The sequence below is a fragment of the Pseudomonas sp. PS01301 genome, assembly GCF_029960215.1.
GTDB lineage: Bacteria > Pseudomonadota > Gammaproteobacteria > Pseudomonadales > Pseudomonadaceae > Aquipseudomonas > Aquipseudomonas coleopterorum.
The window spans coordinates 24,116-38,897 of record NZ_JASCPM010000044.1 but is presented as its reverse complement, the minus strand read 5'-3'; the positions used below and the strand labels follow the sequence as shown (position 1 = coordinate 38,897).

Here is a 14,782-nt window from a genome sequence, read left to right as displayed (position 1 = left end):
CCGCCCCACCGGGTGGGCGCCTGATACCCGTCGGCGGGGGCGGGGCCCGCGAAGCCGCCGACGCCGTCTATCAGCAGCCCAGCGCGTCGGCGGCTTCAGTCAATTAGAATACGGGGTTCACGTTTTGCCCTCGACGATGGCGCAGGGGGTATCCCTGCACTTGCTGTACAGGGATAGACCGGCTCGCCCCTCGGCCGTTTGATCGGAATTCACCGCAGGCACGATGAACGCCAACCACTGAGCTCAACCAATGGGCAGTTCACCGGTCACGATTGCCGTGACCAGAAAAATCCCGAACATCGGCAGCGACCACTTGAAGAACTCCTTCTGGTATTCACCGAAGGTCATCTCGGTGCGGTTCATCAGCAGGAACAGCCAGGCCACGGTCGGGCTGGCGTAGCGCAGCGCCTGGCCCATGAACGAAGCGACGCCGATTTCGGTGGGGGTGATGCCGAAGCTGTACGCGATCGGCGCGACCACCGGCAGGATGCCGAAATAGTAGGCGTCCACCGGCAGTGCGTAGCAGGCCAGCGCGCCGAGGAAAGCGAAGATCAGCGCCGTGTGGCTGCCCATCGACTCGGGAATCAGGCTGGCCATGTGCTCAGCCACCGCGCCGGCCATGCCGCTGCCGTTGAATATGCCGAGAAAGCAGCCCGCCGCCAGAATGATCGATGCCACCGCCACGGCATCGCCGCCGTTCGCGGTGATGCGCTCGCGCTGCTCTACCGCGGTGTAATTGACGGTCAGTGCCAGCGCCGTGCCCAGCATGAACACCACCGCGCCACTGGCCCAGCCGGCGATGAGGATCACCAGCATGGCTACCGTCAGTGCCAGGTTGAACAGAAACAGCTTGGGCCGCTTCAGTTCCTTGTCGTGGTCTTCGATGACCGTGACCATGTCGGCGATCTGCTCGGCGGTGACAATGACCTTTTCACCGGCAACGAAGCCCAGGCGCTTGCGCTCCTTGATGCCCATCAGATACGCCATGCCGAACACGTAGATGAACGACACCCCCAGAATCGGCAGGATCGCCACGAACAGCGTGTTGACCTCAAGGTTCAGCACCGCCGCTGCCCGTGCCAACGGGCCGCCCCAGGGCAGGCAGTTGCCCAGCCCGCACGGCAGGATGATCAGCATGGCCAGGTTGGACAGCTTCATGCCCATCTGCTTGTACAGCGGCAGGAACGCGGTGGTGATGATCAGGATGGTGGTGGTGCCGTCACCGTCCAGGGTCACCACCGAGGAGGTGAATGCCGTCACCAGGATGATCTTCAGCGGGTCGCCGTTGGCCTTGCGGATCAGGTAGGTGCACAGCGGGTCGAACAGCCCCACGTTCATCATCAGGCTGAAATACAGTACGGCGAACAGAATCATCACTGTCGGGTTCACGGTGCCCAGAGAGACTTTGCCGTCTGCGCCCTGGGAATAGAACAGGCCCTCCCTGATCCACTTGATGATCATCTCCAGCGGCACACCGCTGAGCAGGCACACCAGCACTCCGACCGCCAGTGACACGACGATCAAGCCAGTGAAGGGCGAAAGTTTCTGCTTGATCACCAGCAGCAGGAACGACGTGATCAACGTATAGCCCAGAATGGTCAGCATCCGAACGTCTCCACCTATTATTTTTATCGTGAGAAGCAGCGTCTGTTGCGCAGGCCCGGCTTTGGCCGCCGAGCCTGTCGGTCTTCAGCGGCCCTGCAGCAATTGGGTGACCCAGTCGGGTGCCAGCTCAGGCAGCGGCTCGCCGCCGTCGCGGCAGCGCACGTAGTGGTCGATCACTTCGCGGCGCTGCTCTTCGTAGGCGCTCTTCTTTTCCGATGCTTCGAGCACTTCCAACAGGCGTGCCCGCGGCACCACGGTAACGCCGTCGTAATCGCCGAACACCAGATCGCCCGCTGCCACCTCGACACCGGCGCAGGTCACGGTGGTGTTGATCTTGCCGGGCCCCTGCTTGCCGGGACTGCGCTGCATGAAGCCCTTGGCGTAGACAGGGATGTCCAGCTCGGCGAGCGGTACCTTGTCGCGCACGCAGCCATCGATGACCAGCCCGGTGAGCCCGACAGCCTGCGCAGCGCCCGCCATCAGGTCGCCGATGTAGGCCCGCCCCGGGTAGCCCTTGCCGGCGACCACCAGTACGTAACCAGGCTGGCCTTGATACACGGCCACGTGAATCGGAAAGTTGTCGCCGTCTTCGGTGTCGACGGTGTACGCGGTGCCAAGCATGATCTTGCGCTCGTCGAGCGGCATCAGGTCGGCGTCCATGGCGCCGTTGCGGGCGATGCCCAGCTTGGCCATGCCATCGCACAACTGGGCGGGACTGAGCTTGCGGAATCGGTCGAGCAGGTCTTGGGGGATCAGTTCAGGCAGCGGCAGATAGTGTTCGGTATTCATGGAGTGGTCCTCAGCGATGGTTGACCAGGTGGCGAATGGCGGCGCGGTAGTCCAGTTCGCTGCCGTTCTCGCCCAGTTGCGTGTGCCAGTCGGTGGCGGCGAGCTTTTCCAGCTGGCGATGGCTGGCCCGGGACATGGTGGCGTCGACCCCGGCGTCTTCGAGGGTGGCGACCACGTCGTCCATCTCGGCGCTGCGGCGCTTGGCGTGGATCAGGGTGCGGGCGGTAAAGGTGTTGGCCAGTTGCTCGACGGTCTTGCCATCGAGGGATTCGCCCAGCGACTCGACCAGTGTGTCGAGCACGCCGAACTTCTCCCCCGCCTGAAAGGCTTCGATCAGCAGTTGCGGCAGGCCTTTCATCACCACGCTTTTGAGCATCTTGATCGCCGACGCGGCGCCCGCCTCCGCGTCGAGCATGGTCAGGCGCATGCCGTAGGGCGTGAACGCTTCGGCAAAAACCGATGCGCCCTCACCTGCCAGCAACATGGGCACGCGGTGATTGTTGCCAGGCACCGTGCCCATGACCGCGGCGTCGCAGAACGCCACGCCTTCGGCCCTGGGCAATGCGTCGATAGCCTGCTTGACGGTGGGCGCGGCCGAGTTCATGTCGACATAGGTTTGCCCGGCTACGAGCAGCGGCAGGATGCGCTCGGCCACTGCCAGGGCGCTGCTGGCGCTGGTCAGACAGAGGATGAAGCGAGCGCCTTGGCAGGCGTTTTCCAGAGAGTCGAAGAGCGTGACTCGGATGTGCTCGGCGCGCTGGCGGATCGCCGCGCCGCGCTGGGGATCGTCTGCGTGGGCATCGTAGGCGCCGAGTTGCAGATCGGCTTGGGTGTGCAGACCGGTGGCCAGGTGGTAGGCGGCCTCGCCAAACCCGATGAAGACCAGTTTCATCCGTGTGTTCCTTCTTTGTATTGTTATTGAAGGAGTGGGAGCAAGGCATGTGCCAACGTTCGCTGGTGGAGTTTTTATCCAGCAGGATCAGTGAGTTAAGGTCAGCGAAAATACAGGACGTCAGTTCGCTCGCGTGCAGGAAAATTTCACTTGATTGCAAAAGCTTTCATCAGCCCCTAACGTGCAATGCGTGCCATCGATCCATGACAACTCCAACAAGAAGGGTGCCTCTCATGCAGGGCAAACTGGCTGTCATCTCCCCCTCCACCACCCTTACCGCCGTAATGAACCAGGTATTGGAACGACGCGGCCTGACCGTGGCCGTGGTGGAGGCCGCGCAGCACCAGGCGGTACTGATGGCGCAACAGGCGCTCGATGCGGGCGCCAGTGTGCTGATCAGCCGCGGCAAGACCGCCAGCGTGCTGCGCGAGCGCTTCCAGGTGCCGATCGTGGAGGTGCGTCATACCTTTTTCGATTGCATCAATGCCTACCACCAGGCGCTGAAGGTGTCGCAGCGAATCGCCTTCCTCGCCACTTCGGACGGTTACGCCGCCATCCTGGAAAAGGCCCGGCCTTTCATGCCGGAGGTGACCATCTGCTCGATCGACCCGTTCGGCAGCGCCCAGAGCACCGACCTGCAACTCGACCGTCTGCAGGCCGAAGGCATCGAAGTGGCCATCGGTGGTCTGTCGCTGGAGCCAGCGGTCAGGGCACGCGGCCTGCGCTACGTGATGTCCGAGGCCGATGCCGACGCCGCCGTCGATGCCATCGACGAAGCCCTGCACCTGCTGCGCATCGAGCAGGAGCGTCTGCACAAACGGCTGGAACTGCAGGGCCGCTACGAAATGATCCGCTCTATCCTCGATTGCGTGTCCGAAGGCATTTTCAGCATCGACAGCGACGGGGTCATTACCAACATGAACAATGTCGCCACACAGTACCTGGGAGCCGTAGGCTGTGGCGACAAGGTGGCCGGTCTGCTGCCCCAGGATTACTTCGCCCGTGTGCTGGACAAGGGCGAGGCGGTGCGTGGCGCCCTGATCAATCTGGGGCGCCTGTCGCTGACCCTGAGCATCGCGCCGATCACCTTGGGCCAACAGGTGATCGGCGCCGTCGCAACCCTGCAGAAGCAGACTGAAATCAAAGCCATCGAGCAGAAGATGCGCCGGCAACTGGCGCGCCAGCACGTGGCCGAGAACACCTTCGCTTCGATCATCGGCAGCAGTCCGGCACTGGCCAAGGCCAAGCGGCTGGCGCAGACCTTCGCTGCGGTGGACAGCACGGTGATGATCGAAGGCGAAACCGGGACCGGCAAAGAGCTGTTCGCCCAGAGCATTCACAACGCCTCGAAACGCCGCCACGGCCCGTTCGTGGCGATCAACTGCGCAGCCTTCGCGCCTGGCGTGCTGGAGAGCGAGCTGTTCGGCTACGTGAAAGGCGCTTTCACCGGTGCCCTGGCCGAGGGCAAGGCCGGCGTGTTCGAACTGGCTCACACCGGCACGATCTTTCTCGACGAGATCAGCGAAACATCGGCGGAGATCCAGCTCAAACTGCTGCGCACCCTGCAGGAGCGCAAGGTGGTGCGAATCGGCGACGACAAGGTCACACCGGTGGACATTCGCATCATCACCGCCAGCAACAAACGCCTGCCGCAGTTGGTGGCCCAGGGGTTGTTTCGCGAGGACTTCTTCTACCGCATCTGCGTGCTCAAACTGCAACTGCCTGCCCTGCGCGAACGCCGGCAGGACATTCCGGAACTGGTCACGCACCTGCTGGCCAGCTCTGGCATCCCCGCTGCGCACCCTGGGCCGCAGCTACTGGCGCGGCTGAGCGCCCACGAATGGCCGGGCAACATTCGTCAACTGGGCAATATCGTCGAACGTCTGGCGGTCATGAGCCAGGGCCGCGACATGAGCGGCGCCTGGGTGGAAGAAGCACTGGAAGACTTGCCCCCGCCCGCCCCGGCCACCCCTGGACTTGCCCGCAGCGAGCAGCAGGTGCTGCTCGACACGTTGCAGAGCGTGCGAGGCAACCGCGAACAGGCGGCGCGGCTGTTGCAGATCAGCACCACGACCCTGTGGCGGCGCATGAAGAAGTATCAGGAAACAGACCCGGAGGCCTTCGCTGCGACCCGTCTTTACGGGCCGCAGGAATCATCGGTGAAGGGCTAGGCTGGGGCTTCAGGAATAGACCTGGACGCGCTGGCGGACCGGCTGGGCTTGGCGTACAGGCTGCTGCTGACGCGTCAATTGCGCCTGGACCACCGCCACCGCATCCAGCACGCGGTGCGTCCAGCGATCGTCATCGGGACGGACCACGACCACGCGAAAGCCGTGCTCGTGGCCCTCGCTTTCCACGCCTTCGGAGTCGTCGACGTGCAGGTCGATATCGAAGGCCGGCGGAAACTTCGACGGCGACAGGCTCATGCCATGGCTGGCCAGGGCCCGGCTGTGGACCTCGCTGTTGACCACGCCATCCACCCGAATGCCGTGCAACAGCAGCCAGCGCTTGATGTAGGCCGGCGTGCGGCCCGACGAGGTGTACACCCAGATGCTGCAACCCTGACGGCGCAGTTCACGGGTCAAGGAGCGGGTGCCGATACGCAGTGGCTCACCCAGCCAGCGGTGGACGAAGCCTGGCAGCCAGCTGCGCTCGGCCTCGCTGTGACGGGGCAGGCATGCCAGGGTGTCGTCGATGTCGAATGAAATACGCACGCGCGGACGGTTGAACGGATTCATCGGAATAAGACCTGTGATCGCTTGCCACATCGGTTTGAGCCACGTTTGTCGAGTGTCGGATTCATCGTCCCCTGCCCTCATGCAGCGCCAGCTGCTTGTGAGTGAGGAAGAACTTTTTCGGGTCCGGCGCCTGTTCTTCGAGAAAGGCGGCGTACTTCTTCTTGATCTTGGGCAATTCGTAAAGCGCCTTGACGCCATGCTTGGCGGAATTGCGGATCACCGACGAGGGGTTGAAATAGCCCGGCGCATTATCCACCGAGAGCACGAAAGGTGGTAGCCCTGCGCGGATCAGCAGGTAGCTGACGATCAGCGAGCCGGTGCGGTTGTTGCCTTCGATGAACAGCTGCGGCTTGCTCAGAATGCGCACATACACGCCTGCAGCACGCTTCCAGACCGACTCGCTGCGGTAGGTGCAGTACCAGTTGTAGAGGTCCTTGATGCCGCCTTCGGTATTGTTGAAGAAATGCTCTTCCGTGGCGGCCAGGTGCTGGGCGAACTCGACGCGGCGCGCCGGATCACGCCCGCAGAGCACGGTGGCGTTGATCTCCAGCATGAGGTTGACCTGTTGCAGATCGAACAGGTCCACCCCCTGCGCCACGTAGTCGTCGACCAGGGCGTAGCCGGCCAGGACGTTCTCCACCACCTCGTCGGTCAACGGATCACGCTGCTCGGTGAAGTGCTTGCTGAGCTCGGCGAAGCGGCCCTGCACTTCACGCAGGGCTCGTTCGATCGCGGCCAAATCAAGACGACGGGTTACCGACATGAATGATCCTGAATCCTTGAGGAGTGAGGCAAAACGAGGGCTTCCTGCCATCGGTCAGCTGAACTTGCCGCTGATGTAATCACCGGTCATCTGTTCGCGCGGGTTCTCGAAGATCTGCGCGGTCGGGCCCATTTCCACCAGGTATCCAGTGCGCGTGCCCTGGGAGATGTCCACCGAGAAAAACGCGGTGGTGTCGGCGACGCGGATGGCCTGCTGCATGTTGTGGGTGACCAGGGCGATGGTGTAATCCTTCTTGAGCTCCACCATCAGTTCCTCGACCCGGCGCGTGGCGATCGGATCGAGCGCCGAACACGGCTCGTCGAGCAGCAGCACCTCGGGCTCGGTGGCAATGGCGCGGGCGATGCACAGACGCTGTTGCTGGCCACCGGACAGCGACAGGCCGCTGACCTTGAGCTTGTCCTTGACCTCGTCCCACAGCGCGGCACCCTGCAACGCGTGCTTGACCCGATCGCCCAGGTCGCCCTTGTAGCGGTTCAGCCGCAGGCCGAAGGCGACGTTGTCGAAGATGCTCATGGAAAACGGGTTGGGCTGCTGGAACACCATGCCGATGTAACGGCGCACCACCACCGGGTCCACGCCCTTGCCGTACACGTCCTGACCCAGGAAGTGCACGTGGCCTTCGAAGCGAAAGCCTTTCACCAGGTCGTTCATGCGGTTCAAACTGCGCAGCACGGTGCTCTTGCCACAGCCCGAGGGGCCGATGAAGCCGGTGATCTTGTTCTTCTCGATGGGCACGTGGCTGTCACGCACGGCCATGAAGTTGCCGTAGAAAATCTTGTCGAGCTTGCAGTCCATGACCACAGGTGCCTGGGTCGCGAACGGGACGGCTTTTTGCACGGATAGTACACTCACAATATAGGTGCTCCCATTCTCAGAACTTGGGCTTGCCGAAAACACGACTGACAATGTTCACAAACAGCACGATCATCACCAACACGAGGGAGGCCGCCCAGGCGAGCTCCAACTGGTTGTCGAAGGGCATGCCGGAAAAGTTGTAGATCAGCACGGCCAGCGAAGCGGTGGGGTTCATGACCGCCAGGCTGCCGTCGTGGTAGATCCAGTAGTTGCTGAACAGCGCGGTGAACAACAGCGGCGCGGTTTCCCCGGCGGCGCGTGCCACGGCGAGCATGACCCCGGTAAGAATCGCTGGCATGCCGGTGGGCAGGATGATCTTCCAGATCACCTGGGAGCGCGTGCAGCCCATGCCATAGGCGGCGTCCTTCATCACCTTGGGCACCATCTTCATCGACTCTTCGGCGGTCAGCACCACGATCGGCAGCATCAACACCGCCAGGGCCACGCCGCCTGCAGGGGCCGAATAGGTACCGGTCGTCATCACCACCAGCGCATAGGCGAATACCCCGGCCAGGATCGACGGCAGCCCGGTGAGCATCTTCGCCGCGAAACGCGCGGCGTTGGCCAGCTTGCTGTCGGGACCCAGTTCGGCCAGGAACACCGCCGCCATGATGCCGACCGGCACGGCGATCGCCGCAGCGATGCCGACCATCACGAAGGTACCGGCCATGGCGTTGCCGAAGCCGCCGCCGGTTTCGAAACCGGTGGGTGGCAGTTCGGTGAACACCTCGAGGCTCAAACGCGCCCCACCGCGGGTGATCAGCATGTACAGCACCGACAGCAGCGGCACGCTGGCAATCAGCGCGCCCGCCCAGACCAGGGTCGTCAGCACCAGGCTGCGCAGGGCGCGGCCTTCGAACTTGCGTTGCAGACTGGGCAAGGCGGCGGTGGGCGTGCTCAGGCTGTTCATCATTTAGTCCCCCGTTGTGCGTAGACCATGAGCATGGAGCCGATGACGTTGACGATCAGGGTGATCAGCATCAGCACCAGGGCTGCGTACATCAGCACTTCGATCTCGCCCGGCCCGGCTTCCGGGAAGTTCAGCGCCAGCAGCGCCGCCAGCGTGTTGGCCGGTGCGAACAGCGACAGCGAGATGTTGTTGGCGTTACCCACCAGCATTGCCAGGGCCATGGTTTCACCCAGGGCCCGACCCAGGCCCAGCACCAGCGAGCCGAAAATGCCCGTCGCGGCAGACGGCACCATGACCTTGAGGATCGCTTCCCAGTGGGTGGTGCCCATGCCATAGGCCGCTTGCTTGGTTTTCATCGGCACGGCGGTCAGGGCGTCCTGAGACACGGCAGCGATGGTCGGTAGAATCATGATGGCCAGCACCAGCGCGGCAGGCAGCAGGCCCGGTCCGCTCAGCGATGTGCCGAAAAAGGGGATCCAGCTCAGTTCGGTGTGCAGCCAGGTGGTCAGCGGACGAATGGCCGGGATCACCACGTAGATGCCCCACAGGCCGTAGACCACGCTGGGAATGGCAGCGAGGAGCTCGACGATGGTACGAAACACGGAAGCCAGCTTGGCCGGCAGGAAATCCTGGGTCAGGAAGATCGCCATGCTGATGCCGAAGAAGCCGGCGATGACCAGTGCGATAAAAGCGCTGTAGAGCGTGCCCCAGATGGCTGGCAGAATGCCGTACTTGCCCTGGTTGACGTCCCACACGCTGCCGAACAGCACGTCGAAGCCATGTTTTTCCATGCCGGGCAGTGCCTTGCGCCCTACTTCGAAAATCAGGGCAAATACCACGGCCAGAATCAGTACCACACCGACGCGCGCAAGCGCACGAAACGTGCGGTCGACCAGAAAGTCCTTCGTCGAAGGCGGCTGGCAGGCTGAGTCCGGGTTATCCGGTACAACGAAAGGGCTGTTCATCGATAAGTTCCGGGGTGTGGAAGAAGACCTCGCCGGCCAGGGCCGTCAAGCCGTTGCCGAGCGAGGTCCCGCGTCTGTCACTGAATGTTGGCGCTGGCTTTGCGAACCTGCTCGACAACCGACGGCGGCAGCGGGATGTAGCCCATCGAGTCGGCGATCTTCTGGCCTTCGGTCAGGCTGTACTCGATCATGTCGCGCATGGCCTTGGCCTTGGCCGGGTTGCCGTTGTCCTTGCGGAAGATCATCCAGGTGTAGGTGGTGATCGGGTAGGACTTCTCGCCCTCGGGGTCCGGCAGCCAGGCCACCAGGTTTTCCGGCATCTTCACCGCGGCCAGGGCCTCGGCGCCGCTCTCGGCGTTCGGTACCACGTACTTGCCAGCCTTGTTCTGCAGCACGGCGAAGTCGACCTTGGCCAGTTTGGCGAAGCCGTATTCGATGTAGCCGATCGCGCCCGGGGTCTGGCGCACGGTGGCAGTCACGCCATCGTTCTTGGGCGACTTGATGAACTTGTCGCTGGCAGGCCAGTTGACGGTGTTGCCCTCGCCCAGGTCAGCCTTGAACGCCGGGTTGATGGTCGCCAGGTGCTTGGTGAACACCGCGGTGGTGCCGCTGGAGTCGGCACGCACGACCACAGTGATCGGCATGTCGGTGAGTTTCAGGTCCGGGTTGGCGGCCACGATCTGCGGATCGTTCCACTTGGTGATCTTGCCCAGAAAGATGTTGGAGTAGACGTCGCGCGGCAGTTTCAGGCCCTTGGGGCTGCCTGGCAGGTTGTAGGCCAGAACGATCTCGCCTGCAGTCATCGGCAGCAGCTGGGCGCCTTCGGCGACCTTGGCGATGTCTTCATCTTTCATGGCCGAGTCGCTGGCGGCGAAATCGACGGTCTTGTTCAAAAAGTCCTGTACGCCCGCACCGCTCCCCTTGGACTGGTAGTCGACGGTCACGCCATCGGATTTCTTGCTGAAGTCCTTGAACCAGGTGAGGTAGATCGGGGCCGGAAAGCTGGCGCCAGAGCCGGTCAAGCGAATGCCGTCAGCGGCGAAAACCATGGCGCTGGCGCTGAGCGAAACGGCAACGGCGAGCGCGGCAGACTTCATCAAACTTTTCATCTAAGAAACTCACTGAGATAAAGGGCAACGGAACTGTGCACAGCTTTTGTGACGGTTTGATGAATCCGACGACCGGTGCAGTCCAATTCGCGCAAAACGGGGGCCTCAATCTCATTCACATGTTGTAACCTCCCCCGGCCCTCGCGTGTCCATCCTCGGTAGTCAGGCAAAGGCAATCGGTGTTTTCACGTTTCCGAGGTCCGCGCGCGCGGACCTCCGCTCAAAGAGAATCGAAAGATGCGGCAATCCATGATCAATCGTTGGTGTATGGGCTTGCTGGCCTTGTGCCTATGGGCCAGTGTGCCCGCCCTAGCCGAACCCGCGCCGGCCCCCGCGGCCAGCACCGACAGCGCGCCGGTCGAAGTCCTGGCCACGCCGGCGCAGCTCAGCGACCAGCTCGACCAGATCCGGCAGAAAGTGTCCACCGCCGCCAATGACGACCTGCTCGCCAGTCTGCGCCAGGCGGCCCTGCAGGTGCAGCGTCAGGCCGAAGCCCTGCTCGCCCGCCAGAGCGTGGACATGGGCCATCTGGACGACCAGCTCAACGTGCTGGGCGCCGCCCAGCCCGACGAGCCGCAGACCCTGACCGCGCAACGTCGGACCCTGGTCAACCAGAAAAAAGCGCTGACCACCGACCAGACCGACACCACTGCCCTGAGCACCTCGGCCAGCGACCTGGCCGCGCAGATCCTCAATTTGCGCCGCAACCTGCTCGACACCCAGATCAGCACGCGCTCGGCCAGTCCTTTGAGTTCTGCCTTCTGGTCCAGCCTGATTCGGCCCACCGAAGAGGACGTGAGGAAGCTCGGTGGCTTGTGGCAGGACGTCAAGCAAGTCTTTGACACCGCCATGGCGCCCGGCTCGCGCGGGACCTTCATAATGATCCTGCTGTCTGCCCTGCTGGTGTGGGTGGTGGCCCGGCGCTTGATCGAACGACTGCTCGTGCGGGCCATGATCCGCTGGTTTCCCGAGGGACGATTGCGCCGCAGTACCCTGGCCCTGGCCACGGGATTGACCACGGTGCTCACCATCAGCGCCGCGACCTCGCTGCTGCAGTGGGGCATTGTCAGCCACTCCCAGCCCAGCGCCAATGTGCTCAACCTGATCGATCAGGTGCAGACGTTGATTTTGTTCTGCGCGTTTCTGGTGGGCATGGGCCGCGCCCTGCTGATGCTGCCCAATCCGTCGTGGCGTCTGCCCAACATTCCTGACCCGGTTGCTACCGCCATCGGTGGTCTTCCGGCCGTGCTGGCGCTGTCTTTGATGGTGACCGGCACGTTCGAGCGCATCAACAGCGTGATCGCCAGCAGCCTTGCGTTGTCGGTCGCGGTGAACGGCCTGACCGCGCTGCTGGTCGCGCTGATCTTCGTCTACGGCCTGGTGCGCGTGCGCCGGACCCGGCGCCGCCTGGCGCTGGAGCGCACCGCAGGCTTCGTCGGACTGATCCCGTTCATTCTCGCAGTCTGGGTCGGCATCATCCTGCTGGGGTTGCTCAGCGGCTATCTGACCCTGGCCTACGTGCTGACCGTGAAGCTGCTGTGGATCGGCCTGGTGACCTCCACGGCCTACCTGCTGACCGTGTTCTTCGTCGACATCTGCGAAACCCTGCTGTCGCCCAAGCAAGCGGGCGGTCAGGCCTTGGGCGCCATGCTCGGGCTGTCGCCACGCCATCAGGCCCAGGCCAGCACCCTGCTCGCCGGCATCGGCCGGACCTTGCTGCTGTGCATTGCGCTGGTCCTGGCCTTCATGCCATCCGGTTCGAACCCCAGCGAACTGCTGGCCAGCTTCGCCCGCCTGGACGTGGGCAGCAAATCCCTTGGCGATCTGAATATCGTTCCCGGCGACATCCTCCTGGCCGTGGTGCTGCTGGTCGGGGGACTGCTGAGCATCCGCATCCTGAAGAACTGGCTGGGTGATCGCCTGCTGCCGGAAACCAACATGGACGCCGGCATGCGCGCCTCGCTGGTGACGCTGGTGGGCTACATCGGCTTCGTACTGCTGGGGATCGGCGTACTGTCGACGCTGCGCATCAGCCTGACCAACCTGACCTGGGTGGTCAGTGCGCTGTCGGTGGGTATCGGCTTCGGCCTGCAGGCGATCGTGCAGAACTTCATCTCCGGCCTGATCCTGCTGACCGAGCGGCCCGTCAAGGTCGGCGACTGGGTCAGCCTGGCCGGTGTGGAAGGCGACATTCGCCGCATCAATGTCCGCGCCACGGAGATCCAGATGGGCGACCGTTCCACGGTGATCGTGCCCAACTCGCAGTTCATCACCCAGAACGTGCGCAACGTGACCATGGGCAACGCCTTGGGTGTGGTGGGCATCACCCTCACCCTGCCCCTGGACACCGACGTGCTGAAGATCCGCGAACTGCTGATGACCGCCTACACCGAGCATGAAGCGGTACTCGCCGACCCGGCACCTTCAGTGACCTTCAAGGACCTGACCAGCGCTGGCTTGCTGATCAGCGTCAGCGGCTTCGTCAACAGCCCGCGCTCGGTCGGCGGCACGCGCAGCGACCTGCTGTTCACCATTCTGGATCGCCTGCGCACCATGGGCGTGGCGCTGTCCGCGCCGCAGAGCATGTTGCTGATCAACGACAAGGTGGACGCCGCGCCTGTGCAGGAGCCGAAGCCCGTGGCTTGATGCCCGGCGCCGTTGGTCTGTCCCCGCCCAAGGCGAGGAAACCGTAGCCGCGGCGCGAAGGTCGGTTCTGTAGCGGTCGTGTGCGCAAGCGACCGCTCGGTTCCGTCGCCTTCAAGGAGAAGCTGCATGACTTCCGTCCCGCCCGACCGTCCCACCGGACTCAACCCCCCCGAACTCAACCGTCGCTCACTGTGCAAGCTGCTTGCCGCAGCGGCAGGCACCGCGGCCCTCGCGCCTCAAGCCATGGCCGAGGGGTTCACGCCCCCTACGGTGGTGGATGTGGGCAAGGTCGAAAAAGGCAGCGTGACCTTTCCACCTTGGCGCGGTCCCGCCGATACGCCCTCCTCGCAACCGGCTACCCCATTGCCACCTGATCAGCGCGTCGGCTTCGCCATCGTCGGCCTGGGTCGACTGTCTCTCGAGGAAATTCTTCCCGCCTTCGGTGAATCGCTGTACGCCAAGCCGGTGGCGCTGGTGTCCGGTACCCCGGACAAGCTCAAGGCGGTCGCGACCCAGTACGGCATCAAGCCCGAGGCCTGCTACAGCTACGAGGACTTCGAGCGGATCGCCGACAATCCGGACATCAAGGTGGTGTACATCGTCTTGCCCAATGCCATGCACCGCCAGTTCTGCGAGCGGGCGGCGGCCGCAGGCAAGCATGTGCTGACCGAAAAGCCGATGTCGGTGTCTTCCAGGGACGGTCAGGCGATGGTCGAAGCCTGCCGTCAGGCCAAGGTCAAGCTGATGGTCGCCTACCGAATTCAGTACGAACCCTACAACCTGCGCGCGCGCAAGCTGGTGCAGGACAAGCAGCACGGTCGCCTGGTCGCCTACACGGCGACTAATACCCAGACGGTGGCCGAGGACGGCGAGCGACAGTGGCGGCACAAGAAGGACATGGCCGGCGGCGGTTCGCTGCCGGACATCGGTTTGTATTGCCTGAATACCGCCCGCTTCATCACCGGCGAAGAGCCGGTCGAAGTGTTCGCCCAACTGTACTCGCCGGCCGGTGACCCGCGTTACGCGCAGGTCGAGGAAACCGTTCAATTCACCCTGCGCTTTCCCTCGGGCACCTTCGCCAACTGCCTCACCAGCTACGGTGCGCGCGACGACAAGTATCAGCGCCTGAATCTGGAAAGCGCCTGCGTCGACATGCCCAATGCGTTTCTCTATCAGGGCCAGCAGTTGTCCATCATCGAGCGCGACGGTGACGCGACCCGCAACGGTCGCCTGACCCTGCAACCCAAGAACCAGTTTGCTCAGGAGCTGGACCACATGGCCCAGTGCGTGCTGCACGACCAGCAGCCTTGGACACCGGGGGAGGAAGGCGTGCAGGACCACAAGCTGATGGAAGCGATCTACGAAAGCGCCCGCACCGGCCAGCCAGTGAAGCTGGAACCGGTGCCGGGCCTGGATCACTTCCGTGGGACGCCGCCCAAGCAGAGCTGAAGGATCGGCCTAGGGCGTACAGACGCACGCCCTCGCGCCA

Annotated in this window: 12 protein-coding genes; 3 read left to right on the top strand and 9 right to left on the bottom strand. The window is 63.4% G+C overall.

The genetic code is table 11. The features are described 5' to 3' along the window. Positions 1 to 243: 243 nt before the first annotated feature. The 3 genes from QMX89_RS18980 to QMX89_RS18970 form a co-directional block, all read right to left on the bottom strand. Entirely contained in the window at positions 244 to 1,605 is a 1,362-nt protein-coding gene (locus QMX89_RS18980; RefSeq protein ID WP_056842606.1) for a citrate:proton symporter, read from the bottom strand. Between the two features lie 84 nt (positions 1,606 to 1,689). Further along, complete coding sequence (locus QMX89_RS18975; protein WP_122742139.1) at positions 1,690 to 2,394, bottom strand: RraA family protein; 705 nt, start codon at positions 2,392 to 2,394, stop codon at positions 1,690 to 1,692. A 10-nt stretch (positions 2,395 to 2,404) separates the two neighbouring features. Then, entirely contained in the window at positions 2,405 to 3,286 is an 882-nt protein-coding gene (locus tag QMX89_RS18970) for a DUF1932 domain-containing protein (RefSeq protein ID WP_282349398.1), read from the bottom strand. Positions 3,287 to 3,519: 233 nt separating this feature from the next. On the opposite strand from QMX89_RS18970, the gene QMX89_RS18965 reads away from it, so the two are divergent. Then, the gene (locus QMX89_RS18965) at positions 3,520 to 5,457 is read left to right on the top strand and encodes a sigma 54-interacting transcriptional regulator (protein WP_282349397.1); all 1,938 of its coding nucleotides are present in this window, start codon (positions 3,520 to 3,522) and stop codon (positions 5,455 to 5,457) included. A gap of 9 nt (positions 5,458 to 5,466) precedes the next feature. Here the strand turns inward: QMX89_RS18965 and QMX89_RS18960 are convergent, their stop codons facing one another. The 6 genes from QMX89_RS18960 to pstS all read right to left on the bottom strand — a co-directional run bounded on the left by QMX89_RS18960 (position 5,467) and on the right by pstS (position 10,647). Beyond that, positions 5,467 to 6,024: a hypothetical protein gene (locus tag QMX89_RS18960; RefSeq protein ID WP_349012896.1), complete on the bottom strand. Its 558-nt coding sequence runs from the start codon at positions 6,022 to 6,024 to the stop codon at positions 5,467 to 5,469. 61 nt (positions 6,025 to 6,085) lie between these two features. Then, positions 6,086 to 6,787 carry a hypothetical protein gene (locus QMX89_RS18955; protein WP_049859737.1) on the bottom strand — a complete coding sequence of 234 codons (702 nt, stop codon included), beginning with the start codon at positions 6,785 to 6,787 and terminating at the stop codon, positions 6,086 to 6,088. A gap of 54 nt (positions 6,788 to 6,841) precedes the next feature. Continuing rightward, on the bottom strand, positions 6,842 to 7,603 hold the full coding sequence (pstB, locus tag QMX89_RS18950; protein WP_010210300.1) for a phosphate ABC transporter ATP-binding protein PstB: 762 nt from the start codon (positions 7,601 to 7,603) through the stop codon (positions 6,842 to 6,844). Positions 7,604 to 7,679: 76 nt separating this feature from the next. After that, positions 7,680 to 8,573, bottom strand: coding sequence for a phosphate ABC transporter permease PstA (pstA, locus tag QMX89_RS18945; protein ID WP_049859738.1), 894 nt, complete (start codon positions 8,571 to 8,573; stop codon positions 7,680 to 7,682). Continuing rightward, positions 8,573 to 9,538, bottom strand: coding sequence for a phosphate ABC transporter permease subunit PstC (pstC, locus tag QMX89_RS18940; RefSeq protein WP_049859739.1), 966 nt, complete (start codon positions 9,536 to 9,538; stop codon positions 8,573 to 8,575). Before pstC ends, pstA begins: the two co-directional genes overlap by 1 nt. A 77-nt stretch (positions 9,539 to 9,615) precedes the next feature. After that, positions 9,616 to 10,647, bottom strand: coding sequence for a phosphate ABC transporter substrate-binding protein PstS (gene pstS / locus QMX89_RS18935; protein WP_282349394.1), 1,032 nt, complete (start codon positions 10,645 to 10,647; stop codon positions 9,616 to 9,618). A 237-nt stretch (positions 10,648 to 10,884) separates the two neighbouring features. Between pstS and QMX89_RS18930 the strand changes: the two genes are divergently transcribed. Together QMX89_RS18930 and QMX89_RS18925 are read left to right on the top strand one after the other, a co-directional pair. Beyond that, the gene (locus QMX89_RS18930; RefSeq protein WP_282349392.1) at positions 10,885 to 13,293 is read left to right on the top strand and encodes a DUF3772 domain-containing protein; all 2,409 of its coding nucleotides are present in this window, start codon (positions 10,885 to 10,887) and stop codon (positions 13,291 to 13,293) included. A gap of 126 nt (positions 13,294 to 13,419) precedes the next feature. Then, positions 13,420 to 14,742 carry a Gfo/Idh/MocA family oxidoreductase gene (locus QMX89_RS18925; protein ID WP_282349390.1) on the top strand — a complete coding sequence of 441 codons (1,323 nt, stop codon included), beginning with the start codon at positions 13,420 to 13,422 and terminating at the stop codon, positions 14,740 to 14,742. The last annotated feature ends 40 nt before the right edge of the window (positions 14,743 to 14,782 follow it).

Bases quoted from the DNA above. Each gene is read 5' to 3' on its own strand.
- QMX89_RS18975 (WP_122742139.1), bottom strand. From the start codon at position 2,394: ATGAATACCGAACACTATCTGCCGCTGCCTGAACTGATCCCCCAAGAC.
- pstA (WP_049859738.1), bottom strand. From the start codon at position 8,573: ATGAACAGCCTGAGCACGCCCACCGCCGCCTTGCCCAGTCTGCAACGC.
- QMX89_RS18960 (WP_349012896.1), bottom strand. From the start codon at position 6,024: ATGAATCCGTTCAACCGTCCGCGCGTGCGTATTTCATTCGACATCGAC.
- QMX89_RS18970 (WP_282349398.1), bottom strand. From the start codon at position 3,286: ATGAAACTGGTCTTCATCGGGTTTGGCGAGGCCGCCTACCACCTGGCC.
- QMX89_RS18925 (WP_282349390.1), top strand. From the start codon at position 13,420: ATGACTTCCGTCCCGCCCGACCGTCCCACCGGACTCAACCCCCCCGAA.
- QMX89_RS18930 (WP_282349392.1), top strand. From the start codon at position 10,885: ATGCGGCAATCCATGATCAATCGTTGGTGTATGGGCTTGCTGGCCTTG.
- QMX89_RS18965 (WP_282349397.1), top strand. From the start codon at position 3,520: ATGCAGGGCAAACTGGCTGTCATCTCCCCCTCCACCACCCTTACCGCC.
- QMX89_RS18980 (WP_056842606.1), bottom strand. From the start codon at position 1,605: ATGCTGACCATTCTGGGCTATACGTTGATCACGTCGTTCCTGCTGCTG.
- pstC (WP_049859739.1), bottom strand. From the start codon at position 9,538: ATGAACAGCCCTTTCGTTGTACCGGATAACCCGGACTCAGCCTGCCAG.
- QMX89_RS18955 (WP_049859737.1), bottom strand. From the start codon at position 6,787: ATGTCGGTAACCCGTCGTCTTGATTTGGCCGCGATCGAACGAGCCCTG.
- pstB (WP_010210300.1), bottom strand. From the start codon at position 7,603: ATGGACTGCAAGCTCGACAAGATTTTCTACGGCAACTTCATGGCCGTG.
- pstS (WP_282349394.1), bottom strand. From the start codon at position 10,647: ATGAAAAGTTTGATGAAGTCTGCCGCGCTCGCCGTTGCCGTTTCGCTC.